The sequence below is a fragment of the Citrobacter portucalensis genome (genome assembly GCF_002042885.1).
GTDB lineage: Bacteria > Pseudomonadota > Gammaproteobacteria > Enterobacterales > Enterobacteriaceae > Citrobacter > Citrobacter portucalensis.
Genome location: NZ_MVFY01000002.1, coordinates 136,793 through 148,517 on the forward strand (window position 1 = coordinate 136,793; position 11,725 = coordinate 148,517).

Below are 11,725 nucleotides of genomic sequence, written 5' to 3' on the forward strand. Positions count from 1 at the left end.
CGCCACCGGGCAATTGAGTTAGAGACCATCACGATTCACTGCACGTTTCAGGAACCATCGCCCATGACACAGACGTTAAGCCAGCTTGAAAACAGCGGCGCTTTCATTGAACGCCACATCGGACCGGACGCCGCGCAGCAGCAAGAGATGCTGAATGCGGTTGGCGCCGAGTCGTTAAACGCGCTGATCGGCCAGATTGTGCCGAAAGACATTCAGCTCGCAACCCCGCCACAGGTGGGCGAGGCGGCAACCGAATACGCTGCGCTGGCTGAATTAAAAGCCATCGCCGGGCGTAACAAGCGCTTCACGTCCTACATTGGCATGGGCTACACCGCCGTGCAGTTGCCACCGGTTATTCTGCGTAACATGCTGGAAAACCCAGGCTGGTACACCGCATATACGCCGTATCAGCCGGAAGTCTCCCAGGGGCGTCTGGAAGCTCTGCTGAACTTCCAACAGGTCACACTGGACCTGACGGGCCTGGATATGGCTTCTGCTTCTCTGCTGGATGAAGCCACTGCGGCTGCTGAAGCCATGGCGATGGCCAAACGTGTCAGCAAACTGAAAAATGCCAACCGTTTCTTTGTGGCGGCTGATGTTCACCCGCAAACGCTGGACGTGGTTCGCACCCGTGCAGAGACCTTTGGCTTTGATGTCATTGTTGATGACGCGGCGAAAGCACTGGATCACCAGGATGTGTTTGGCGTGCTGTTGCAGCAGGTTGGCACCACCGGTGAAGTGCACGACTACAGCAAACTGATTGCCGAGCTGAAATCCCGTAAAGTTGTGGTCAGTGTCGCTGCCGACTTTATGGCGCTGGTACTGCTGACTGCACCGGGCAAACAGGGCGCGGATATTGTTTTCGGCTCTGCGCAACGCTTCGGCGTACCGATGGGTTACGGCGGCCCACACGCGGCATTCTTCGCCGCTAAAGACGAATTCAAACGCTCCATGCCAGGCCGTATTATCGGCGTATCGAAAGATGCGGCGGGCAATACCGCACTGCGCATGGCGATGCAGACTCGCGAGCAGCATATCCGCCGTGAGAAAGCGAACTCCAACATTTGTACCTCGCAGGTTCTGCTGGCCAACATCGCCAGCCTGTATGCCGTTTATCATGGTCCGGTTGGCCTGAAACGTATCGCTAATCGCATCCACCGCCTGACTGATATTCTGGCGGCCGGTCTGCAGCAGAAAGGGCTGAAGCTGCGCCATGCGCACTACTTCGACACTCTGTGTGTTGAAGTGGCCGACAAAGCGGCTGTTCTGGCGCGTGCCGAAGCGGCAGAAATCAACCTGCGTAGCGATATCCATAACGCGGTAGGTATTACGCTCGATGAAACCACCACCCGTGAAAACGTGGTGCAGTTGTTCAATGTTCTGCTGGGCGACAGCCACGGTTTGAATATCGATACGCTGGATAAAGATGTGGCGCTCGACAGCCGTTCCATTCAGGACAGCATGCTGCGTGACGATGCGATCCTCAGCCATCCGGTGTTTAATCGCTATCACAGTGAAACCGAGATGATGCGCTACATGCACTCGCTGGAGCGCAAAGATCTGGCGCTGAACCAGGCAATGATCCCGCTGGGTTCTTGCACCATGAAGCTGAACGCTGCCGCCGAGATGATCCCTATCACCTGGCCGGAATTCGCTGAACTTCACCCGTTCTGCCCGCCAGAGCAGGCAGAAGGTTATCACCAGATGATCGGCCAGCTTTCCGAGTGGTTGGTAAAACTGACCGGTTATGACGCCGTCTGCATGCAGCCGAACTCCGGCGCGCAGGGCGAATATGCGGGTCTGCTGGCGATTCGTCACTATCACGAAAGCCGTAACGAAGGCCACCGCGATATCTGTCTGATCCCGGCTTCTGCCCACGGCACTAACCCGGCATCCGCACAGATGGCGGGGATGCAGGTTGTGGTTGTCGCTTGTGATAAGAACGGCAACATCGACCTGGACGATCTGCGAGCAAAAGCAGAACAACATGCTGCGAATCTCTCCTGCATCATGGTGACCTATCCGTCTACTCACGGCGTGTATGAAGAAACGATCCGTGAAGTGTGCGACGTTGTACACCAGTTTGGCGGCCAGGTTTACCTCGATGGCGCGAACATGAACGCTCAGGTTGGGATCACCACGCCGGGCTTTATCGGCGCAGATGTTTCGCACCTCAACCTGCATAAAACATTCTGCATTCCGCACGGCGGCGGCGGCCCAGGTATGGGACCGATTGGCGTCAAATCACATCTGGCACCGTTCGTACCGGGTCACAGCGTAGTGCAGATTGAAGGAATGCTCACCCGTCAGGGCGCAGTTTCTGCGGCGCCGTTCGGTAGTGCATCCATTCTTCCAATCAGCTGGATGTACATCCGTATGATGGGTGCAGAAGGTCTGAAGCAGGCAAGCCAGGTGGCTATCCTTAACGCTAACTACATTGCCAGCCGTCTGAAAGATGCTTATCCGGTACTGTATACCGGCCGCGACGGTCGCGTGGCGCATGAATGCATTCTCGATATTCGCCCACTGAAAGAAGAGACCGGCATCAGCGAACTGGATATTGCCAAGCGTCTGATCGATTACGGTTTCCATGCGCCGACTATGTCATTCCCGGTCGCGGGTACCCTGATGGTTGAACCGACTGAATCTGAAAGCAAAGTGGAACTTGATCGCTTTATCAATGCGATGCTGGCAATCCGCGCTGAAATCGATCGCGTGAAAGCCGGTGAATGGTCACTGGAAGATAACCCGCTGGTTAACTCACCGCACACGCAAAACGAGCTGGTCGCGGAGTGGAATCACAGTTATAGCCGCGAAATCGCCGTCTTCCCGGCTGGTGTGGCGAACAAATACTGGCCGACCGTGAAACGCCTTGATGATGTTTACGGTGACCGTAACCTGTTCTGCTCCTGCGTGCCGATGAGCGAATATCAGTAACTTTTCCGCGCAGTAAAGCTTTTGTAGGCCGGGTAAGGCGAAGTCGCCTCCCGGCTTTTTCATATCTGGAGGTATCCATGGGAATCGCACTGGTTACTGGCGGCAGTCGCGGCATCGGGCGGGCAACCGCGCTGCAGTTAGCGCAAGAGGGTTACACGGTTGCGGTTAACTTTCATCACAATATCCGTGCAGCAACGGAGGTGGTGAATACCATTGCCGCTACCGGGGGAAAGGCGTTTGCTCTACGGGCTGATATCAGCGATGAAAGCCAGGTTGTGGCAATGTTTGAATCCATTGACCGCGAAGGTGAACCACTGTCTGCGTTAGTGAATAATGCCGGGATTTTGTTTGAACAGAGCACGGTGGAAAGCCTAACCGCCGAAAGAATTAACCGCGTGCTGGCGACCAATGTTACCGGCTATTTTTTGTGTTGTCGGGAAGCGGTAAAGCGCATGTCTTTCAAACACGGAGGGCAAGGCGGGGCGATTGTGAATGTCTCTTCGGCGGCATCGCGGCTTGGTGCGCCATTCGAATATGTTGATTACGCGGCCTCAAAAGGCGCTGTGGACACGCTCACCACCGGCCTTGCGCTGGAGGTTGCGGCGCAAGGGATCCGCGTAAACTGCGTGCGACCTGGTCTTATCTACACTGAAATGCACGCTTCAGGCGGCGAGCCGGGAAGGGTCGATCGCGTGAAATCGATGTTGCCTATGCAGCGCGGCGGACAACCGGAGGAGGTCGCGCAGGCGATTACCTGGCTGCTGAGCGAGAAGGCGTCGTACGTAACGGGCAGTTTTCTGGAACTGGCTGGCGGGAAGTAGGGTTTAATCGCCGGTTGGCGCTACGCTTATCCGGCCTACGGGAATTTAATCTGTAGGCTGGATAAGGCGTTTACGCCGCCATCCGGCAAAAAATCAAAGTTTCTCGCCGTTGCTGGCAATCACCGCTTTGTACCAGTTAAAACTTTTCTTGCGTGAACGCGACATATCGCCGGTGCCGTCGTCGTGTTTGTTCACGTAGATAAAGCCGTAGCGCTTGCTGTACTGACCGGTGGTGAACGAGACACAGTCGATGCAGCCCCACGGCGTGTAGCCCATCAGGTCTACGCCATCATAGGTTACCGCTTTCATCATCTCTTCAACGTGGGCGCGCAAATAGTCGATGCGATAGTCGTCGTTGATGCTGCCGTCTTCTTCCACTTTGTCGTAGGCACCAAATCCGTTTTCTACGATAAATAGCGGTTTCTGATAGCGCTCATACAGTTCGCATAAGGCGTAACGCAGACCGACCGGATCAATCTGCCAGCCCCAGTCGGACGCTTTTACGTGCGGGTTCGGTACGCTGCCCTCAAAACCAGAAATGGCATCGCCGCTGCCGCCTTCCGCTTTTACCGCGTTGGTCATGTAGTAACTGAATCCGAGATAGTCACAGGTGCCTTCACGCAGGATTTGCTCATCTCCAGCTTCCATTCGGATGTTGAATTCGCGGCGTTCCCACTCGTTCAGTACATATGATGGATAGTAGCCGCGCAGTTGAACGTCGGTGAAAACGTAGCGCTCACGCATCGATTCCTGCGCGAACATCACATCTTCAGGCTTACAGGAGAACGGGTACAGCGGCACCATCGCCAGCATGCAGCCGACTTTCATTTCCGGGTTGATGCGACGTGCGGCTTTCACTGCCAGAGCGCTGGCCACGAACTGGTGATGCAGCACCTGGTACATGGTTTCTTCCGGGTTTTCATGCTCGGTATACACCACGCCGGAGCAGCAATAACCAAACAGCGGTGCGCGCCAGTTGCGCTGGTTGTTGATCTCGTTAAAGGTCATCCAGTATTTGACCTTGTGCTTGTAGCGCTCAAAAACGACTTCAGCAAATCGGACAAAGAAATCGACGACTTTACGATTGGTCCAGCTGCCGTATTGTTGAACCAGGTGCAGCGGCATTTCAAAGTGGGAAAGGGTGATGACCGGTTCGATGTTGTACTTCAGCAGTTCATCGAACATGTCGTCGTAGAACTTTAGCCCTTCTTCATTCGGCTGGCTTTCATCCCCTTTGGGGAAGATACGCGTCCAGGCGATTGAGGTACGGAAGCATTTGAAGCCCATCTCGGCAAACAGCTTAATGTCTTCTTTGTAATGACCGTAAAAATCGACGGCTTCGTGGTTGGGGTAGTACTTACCGGGCACAACTTCCTGAGTGATTTCTCGCGGAACGCCGTGCGCACCACCGGTCAGTACATCGCAAATACTGGGGCCTTTGCCACCTTTGTTCCAGCCGCCTTCAACCTGGTGCGCCGCAACCGCGCCGCCCCATAAAAAATCTTTTGGTAAGGTGAGTTTTTTCATCTGCGCTCAGTCTCAAATTAATACAATCTGATTTTGAGTCTAACAAAGGAAAGATAAATGTCACGATATAACAAAATAGTGCTAATGTGATTTGTTACATCCAAAAAACAGATTGTTTTTTTACGCTATTCTTTTCGCCAGCTTGCGGCCGAGTGACTCCAGAATATAAATAACGGGGATCTGTGTGGTTATATCGTATACCCCGGCAATGCGCGTCTGTGGAACGTGCCAGGAGAGATTAAAGTCAGCCAATTTGGCCAGCCGCGAATGTTCATGACTGGTGACAGACAGGACCCTACAGTTATGCAGGCTGAACTGGCTGGCAAAACGCAGGATCTCTTCTGTTTCACCGGAAACGGAAAGCACGATCGCCAGCGCGTTTCTGGCCATGTCATTCGTTACCGGGAAATAAGGATCATCAATGTGATTACTGAATTTTCCAACGTTTGAGAAAAAACGTGCGCCATATTTGGCTAAGGCTCCGGATGTTCCCGCTCCGACGAATATAATACGTTCGGAAGATAATATAATATCAACAGCCTGATCGAGCAGGTTATCGAACTCATCATTATTAACGCCTTTAAAGAAGCTGATAATTTCGCTGGCACCGAAATTAGCCTGTTGCGGTTCATTCTGCTCTAAATATAATTTGAAGCGCACGCGAAATTCTGAGTAACCTTCACACTTAAGCTTGCGGCAAAAGCGCAGTACGGTGGTAGTGGAAACACCCACGGCATCGGCCAGTTCGCGAATGGTCATGTACATGACTTTGTCACGGTTTTTGATGACATAGTTGTAGACCAGCATCTCAAGATTGTTGAGACTGGCGATGGCAGCGTGGGAGAACATACTCACAATGGCAAAACTCACTCATCAGACTTCATCTACAGGGAATAATAACATGCAGCCAAATGACATCACTTTTTTTCAGCGTTTCCAGGATGACATTCTGGCCGGACGCAAGACCATCACTATTCGTGACGAGTCTGAATCACACTTCAAAGCCGGGGACATTTTACGGGTTGGGCGCTTCGAAGATGACGGTTACTTCTGCACGATTGAGGTTGTTGGCACCTCAACCGTCACGCTGGATACGCTGACGGATAAACATGCCCAGCAGGAAAACATGACGCTTGAAGAACTTAAACATGTCATTGCCGAGATTTACCCGAATCAGACGCAATTTTATGTGATTGATTTTAAATGCCTTTGATTTTAATAGTACACATGTTAGCTGAAATTTAAAAACTAACACCATGATTTTTAATGGTAAATATTTATCTGGTAATTATTTTAGCTAACAGGTGTTCACTGGAACCATTCTCAGTTACGCTAGAGGAGCAATCACGATAGGGTTCGTTTCTCGGGAGTAAGTTATGGTTCAGAAGCCATTAATCGCGCAGGGATATTCGCTGGCAGAGGAAATAGCCAACAGCATCAGTCACGGTATCGGGCTGGTGTTTGGGATTGTCGGACTGGTGTTGTTGCTGGTTCAGGCAGTGGATACCAATGCCAGCGCTATGGCGATTACCAGCTATAGCCTGTACGGCGGCAGCATGATCCTGCTGTTCCTCGCCTCAACCTTGTATCACGCGATCCCCCATCAGAGAGCGAAAGTCTGGCTGAAAAAGTTCGACCACTGTGCGATTTATCTGCTGATTGCCGGGACCTACACGCCATTTCTGCTGGTGGGGCTTGATTCGCCGCTGGCACGTGGACTTATGATTGTTATCTGGAGCCTGGCGCTGATCGGTATTTTATTCAAACTGACCATCGCACACCGGTTTAAAATTCTGTCGCTGGTGACTTACCTGACAATGGGCTGGCTTTCGCTGATTGTGGTGTATCAACTGGCGGTGAAGTTGGCGACGGGAGGCGTGACGTTGCTGGCTGTTGGCGGTGTAGTGTATTCGCTGGGCGTAATTTTCTACGTCTGTAAGCGTATTCCTTATAACCATGCGATCTGGCACGGCTTTGTGCTGGGCGGTAGCGTTTGCCACTTCCTGGCGATCTATCTGTACGTGGGGCAACACGCATAGATTCAGTGCAACCCCGGGGGCGGCGTAAACGCCTCGCCCGGGCTGTATTTTGTTGGCCGGACGAGGCAATGCCGCAATCCGGCGGCCTGTGCCGAATTGCCTAATGGCGCTGCGCTTATCAGGCCTACCAATTACTCTTCGTCTAACGAATATGGCAGCGGTACGATACGCAGCGTTTTTGCGTCGTCACGGACGCGGAACACGCTGTCGGCCTCCATGTCGTTATTCATCACAACCTGCACCAGTACCTGACCATCGGCCAGTTGTACTGCAGCAAGTACGGTACCAGTACGACGCCAGTTCTCGCCCATTTTTAATTCAAGGTCTTCGCCAGCTTCCGGTACTCGACCGGCGGCACCCGCCAAAGTCCACATGGCGCGTTTGTTGGCTCCGCGGAATTTTGCACGAGCCACCATTTCCTGACCGGTGTAGCAGCCTTTTTTAAAGCTGATCCCGCCCAGAGCCTGCAGATTGGTAGCCTGTGGAATAAACTGTGCACTGTTGGCTGTATCAATCACGGGGATACCCGCTTCGATATCCAGCGCCAGCCACTGCTGGCTGTTATTTAACTCAGCTTCGCCACGCAGCTTTTCAACCAAGGTTTCTGCGGTGGTGGCATCAACGATCAGCAGAAAACGTTCGGCAGGGTGTTCGAACCACAATACCGTGGAGGCACCTTCGGTAATGACCTGCTTATCACTGTTCGGTAATTCGCTGAAGATATTGGCCAGCGCTGCACGTGCCTGGAATCCCGCTACGCCCAGCAAGACGCGCTCGTCGTCTGGGGCGATCGCCACCTTCGAGAAGACCGCGTATTTTTTCAGCTCAGTGAGCTGCGCATCACGCAGGCTACGGCGCTCAAGCCATGCAAAACCGTCACCCTGGCGGAACAGACGCAGGTTGCTCCACATTTTACCTTTGGCGTCACAATGTGCAGCCAACAGGTGCTGATGCTCGGTCATCTGGCTGACATCCGCCGTGACCTGACCCTGAATATACTTCTCACTGTCGACACCTGTGATGGTGGCGAGCGCCCAGTCATCGAGCGTCATTAGCGTCAGAGGTAAACGCGTTGACGCAAAAGGCTGGCGAGGAGGAAAAGATGTAAAAGCCATAATAATGTCCTGATTTGCTTAACGCAGTGATGATGACTAATGGTAAAAGAGCTATGGACCATTGCAAGCGGTTTAAACAGGCTATTTGTGCCATATATTGTGCTTTGCGAGGAGACATCCAAAATTGGTGAATCCTTTGGCTTAATAAGGTTTTATTTAGCGAGCGAGCTTCAGTTTACTGATATTCCCGTAAAAAGAGCGGGAAAAACACGTTACAATAGCGGGATACTTCGTTTTCGCGAGACAGGGAGAAGAACATGGATATTAACAACAAAGCACGTATTCATTGGGCATGCCGCCGCGGTATGCGCGAGCTGGACATCTCGATCATGCCGTTTTTTGAACATGAATATGACAGCTTAAGTGACGAAGAAAAACGTATCTTCATCCGTCTGCTAGAATGTGATGATCCAGATTTATTTAACTGGTTGATGAATCATGGGAAACCAGCTGATGAGCAGCTGGAACAGATGGTGCGACTTATCCAGACACGGAATCGGGAACGTGGTCCAGTGGCAATCTGATTTACGCGTATCATGGCGCGCGCAGTGGCTTTCACTGCTAATTCATGGGCTGGTCGCGGTGTTTATTTTATTGATGCCCTGGCCATTGAGCTACACCCCATTATGGCTGGTTTTGCTCTCTCTGGTGGTGTTCGATAGCGTTCGCAGTCAGCGTCGAATCAACGCCTGTCAGGGTGAGATTCGGCTATTGATGGATGGCCGTCTGCGCTGGCAAGGGCAAGAGTGGTCTATCGTTAGCGCCCCCTGGATGGTTAAAACAGGTATGATGCTACGCTTGCGATCTGATGCCGGAAAACGTCAACATTTGTGGCTGGCAGCAGACAGTATGGATGATACAGAGTGGCGGGATTTACGGCGGTTGATGCTGCAAAAGGCGAAGCAAGGGTAACGCATGACACATGCCTGATGGCGCGCAGCTTGAAGGCCTACAGTTAGGTGCGTCATGCAGGCCGGATAAGGCATTTACGCCGTCATCCGGCAAATCGGTTATCAGGACCAGTGCTCGGCCATTTCCCCAAGAATTTGCTCGCACCAGGCCTGAATGCGTTCATCGCTGAGATCGTACTGGTTCGTCTCATCCAGCGCCAGGCCAACAAACAGCTGTCCATCAGCAATGACGGGTTTATCGCTGGTGAATTCGTAGCCTTCTGTGGGCCAGTAGCCGACAAACTTTACACCTTTGGTGATCAGTTTATCGTGCAGCATACCCAACGCATCCAGGAACCATTCGCCGTATCCCAACTGATCGCCCATACCGTAAAGCGCGACAATCTTGCCCTCCAGGTTGAGGTCGTCCAGTTGCTCCCAGACCGCTTCCCAGTCCTCCTGAATTTCACCGAAATCCCAGGTTGGGATGCCCAAAATGAGCACGTCATATTGCTCCATTAGGGTCGGAGAATCGTCTTTGAGGTTGTGCAGTGTCACCAGTTCGGGACCCAGGATATCGCGGATTTTTTCTGCTGCCATTTCGGTGTAGCAGGTGCTGGAACCGTAAAAAAGACCCATGTTCATGACGTAAACATCTCAATTCTGCTGTAGCGTTGCGGGTAGTGTAACAGAATCGCCGCATTCTCGGCACAATGAGGCATAATGCATCAAAAATGAGAGTGGAATAAGGGGCGCGAGTGGAACAGGATCTGGCGCGCATCGAGCAGTTTCTTGATGCCCTGTGGCTGGAACGAAATCTGGCGGAAAACACATTAAGTGCGTATCGTCGCGATCTGACCATGCTTGTGGAATGGTTACATCACCGCGGCGCTTCGCTTGCGACCGCGCAAAGTGATGATCTGCAAGCCTTGCTGGCTGAGCGGATGGATGGAGGGTATAAAGCCACCAGTTCCGCACGTTTGCTCAGTGCGACGCGACGTTTTTTTCAGCATCTGTACCGCGAAAAATATCGCGAAGATGACCCCAGCGCCTCGCTTGCATCACCTAAACTTCCGCAGCGCCTGCCTAAAGATCTCAGCGAAGCGCAGGTTGAGCGGCTGCTACAAGCGCCGCTTATTGAGCAACCGCTGGAGCTACGCGACAAAGCCATGCTGGAAGTGCTGTATGCAACAGGCCTGCGCGTGTCTGAACTGGTAGGACTGACGATGAGTGACGTCAGCCTGCGTCAGGGTGTGGTACGGGTGATCGGTAAAGGTAACAAAGAGCGCCTTGTCCCGTTGGGTGAGGAGGCTGTGTACTGGCTGGAAACTTACCTGGAGCATGGGCGTCCATGGTTGCTCAACGGCGTATCGATTGATGTGCTGTTTCCTAGTCAGCGGGCGCAACAGATGACCCGTCAGACCTTCTGGCATCGTATCAAACACTATGCTGTGTTGGCGGGAATCGACAGCGAAAAGCTGTCACCGCACGTCCTGCGGCACGCGTTTGCCACGCATCTGCTCAACCATGGCGCAGACCTGCGCGTGGTGCAGATGCTACTGGGGCATAGCGATCTCTCGACAACGCAGATTTATACTCATGTCGCAACGGAGCGCTTGCGGCAACTACATCAACAGCATCACCCGCGAGCGTGAGTGCTGACAGGATAGGATAGGCTATGAAAAAACGTTTTATGATGTTCACCCTTCTGGCGACGGCGTTTTCCGGCATGGTACATGCAGACGACGCGGCAATTCGTCAGTCATTAGCAAAGCTGGGTGTGCAGAGCACCGAGATTCAACCTGCTCCGGTTGCGGGCATGAAAACCGTACTGACCAATAGCGGCGTGCTGTACGTAACTGAAGATGGTAAACATATTATTCAGGGACCGATGTACGACGTGAGCGGCGCAAGTCCGGTGAATGTCACCAACCAACTGCTGATGAAGCATCTGAACGCGCTGGAAAAAGAGATGATCATCTACAAAGCGCCGCAGGAAAAACACGTCATTACCGTTTTCACCGACATCACTTGTGGTTACTGCCACAAGCTGCATGAAGAGATGAAAGATTACAATGCGTTGGGGATCACCGTTCGTTATCTGGCCTTCCCACGTCAGGGGCTGGACAGCCAGGCTGAGCAGGACATGAAGTCTATCTGGTGTGCTAAGGACAAAAACAAAGCCTTTGATGATGCGATGGCAGGCAAGGGCGTGAAAGCGGCGACCTGTGATGTGGATATCGCTAACCACTATGCGCTGGGCGTACAGTTTGGCGTCAGCGGTACACCGGCGATTGTGCTGAGCAATGGCTATGTCGTACCTGGTTATCAGGGCCCGAAAGAGATGAAAGAATTCCTCGACGCACATGCAAAACAGACCAGCGGTAAATAATTCG

Annotated in this window: 12 protein-coding genes; 8 read left to right on the forward strand and 4 right to left on the reverse strand. The window is 52.7% G+C overall.

What is annotated here, in order from left to right; all coding sequences use genetic code 11:
* Nucleotides 1–63 precede the first annotated feature (63 nt).
* Both gcvP and BZK40_RS03430 read left to right on the forward strand, forming a co-directional pair.
* Nucleotides 64–2,937 carry an aminomethyl-transferring glycine dehydrogenase gene (gene gcvP, locus BZK40_RS03425; protein ID WP_079934161.1) on the forward strand — a complete coding sequence of 958 codons (2,874 nt, stop codon included), beginning with the start codon at nt 64–66 and terminating at the stop codon, nt 2,935–2,937.
* Between the two features lie 77 nt (nt 2,938–3,014).
* Nucleotides 3,015–3,758, forward strand: coding sequence for an SDR family oxidoreductase (locus BZK40_RS03430; protein WP_048215587.1), 744 nt, complete (start codon nt 3,015–3,017; stop codon nt 3,756–3,758).
* 93 nt (nt 3,759–3,851) lie between these two features.
* Here BZK40_RS03430 and bglA read toward each other — a convergent pair whose 3' ends face one another.
* Nucleotides 3,852–5,285 (reverse strand): 6-phospho-beta-glucosidase BglA, encoded by a 1,434-nt coding sequence (gene bglA / locus BZK40_RS03435; RefSeq protein WP_048236723.1) that lies wholly within the window; start codon nt 5,283–5,285, stop codon nt 3,852–3,854.
* Nucleotides 5,286–5,405: 120 nt separating this feature from the next.
* Entirely contained in the window at nt 5,406–6,134 is a 729-nt protein-coding gene (locus tag BZK40_RS03440; RefSeq protein WP_071445579.1) for a MurR/RpiR family transcriptional regulator, read from the reverse strand.
* Nucleotides 6,135–6,186: 52 nt separating this feature from the next.
* On the opposite strand from BZK40_RS03440, the gene yqfB reads away from it, so the two are divergent.
* Both yqfB and trhA read left to right on the forward strand, forming a co-directional pair.
* Nucleotides 6,187–6,498 (forward strand): N(4)-acetylcytidine aminohydrolase, encoded by a 312-nt coding sequence (gene yqfB, locus BZK40_RS03445; RefSeq protein WP_003026949.1) that lies wholly within the window; start codon nt 6,187–6,189, stop codon nt 6,496–6,498.
* Between the two features lie 163 nt (nt 6,499–6,661).
* Nucleotides 6,662–7,324 carry a PAQR family membrane homeostasis protein TrhA gene (gene trhA / locus BZK40_RS03450; RefSeq protein WP_060683277.1) on the forward strand — a complete coding sequence of 221 codons (663 nt, stop codon included), beginning with the start codon at nt 6,662–6,664 and terminating at the stop codon, nt 7,322–7,324.
* A 131-nt stretch (nt 7,325–7,455) separates the two neighbouring features.
* On the opposite strand, the gene ygfZ is transcribed toward trhA, so the two are convergent.
* Nucleotides 7,456–8,439 carry a tRNA-modifying protein YgfZ gene (gene ygfZ, locus BZK40_RS03455; protein ID WP_079934162.1) on the reverse strand — a complete coding sequence of 328 codons (984 nt, stop codon included), beginning with the start codon at nt 8,437–8,439 and terminating at the stop codon, nt 7,456–7,458.
* Nucleotides 8,440–8,696: 257 nt separating this feature from the next.
* Here ygfZ and sdhE point away from each other — a divergent pair, with 257 nt between their 5' ends.
* Both sdhE and BZK40_RS03470 read left to right on the forward strand, forming a co-directional pair.
* Nucleotides 8,697–8,963 (forward strand): FAD assembly factor SdhE, encoded by a 267-nt coding sequence (gene sdhE / locus BZK40_RS03465; RefSeq protein ID WP_003825514.1) that lies wholly within the window; start codon nt 8,697–8,699, stop codon nt 8,961–8,963.
* On the forward strand, nt 8,944–9,351 hold the full coding sequence (locus BZK40_RS03470) for a protein YgfX (RefSeq protein ID WP_071446521.1): 408 nt from the start codon (nt 8,944–8,946) through the stop codon (nt 9,349–9,351). The genes sdhE and BZK40_RS03470 overlap by 20 nt, the downstream gene beginning before the upstream one ends.
* Nucleotides 9,352–9,452: 101 nt before the next feature.
* Here BZK40_RS03470 and fldB read toward each other — a convergent pair whose 3' ends face one another.
* Nucleotides 9,453–9,974 (reverse strand): flavodoxin FldB, encoded by a 522-nt coding sequence (gene fldB / locus BZK40_RS03475; RefSeq protein WP_003026933.1) that lies wholly within the window; start codon nt 9,972–9,974, stop codon nt 9,453–9,455.
* A gap of 113 nt (nt 9,975–10,087) precedes the next feature.
* Between fldB and xerD the strand changes: the two genes are divergently transcribed.
* Nucleotides 10,088–10,984 (forward strand): site-specific tyrosine recombinase XerD, encoded by an 897-nt coding sequence (gene xerD, locus BZK40_RS03480; RefSeq protein ID WP_003825519.1) that lies wholly within the window; start codon nt 10,088–10,090, stop codon nt 10,982–10,984.
* 23 nt (nt 10,985–11,007) lie between these two features.
* Nucleotides 11,008–11,721: a bifunctional protein-disulfide isomerase/oxidoreductase DsbC gene (gene dsbC / locus BZK40_RS03485; protein ID WP_048225463.1), complete on the forward strand. Its 714-nt coding sequence runs from the start codon at nt 11,008–11,010 to the stop codon at nt 11,719–11,721.
* Nucleotides 11,722–11,725 lie beyond the last annotated feature (4 nt).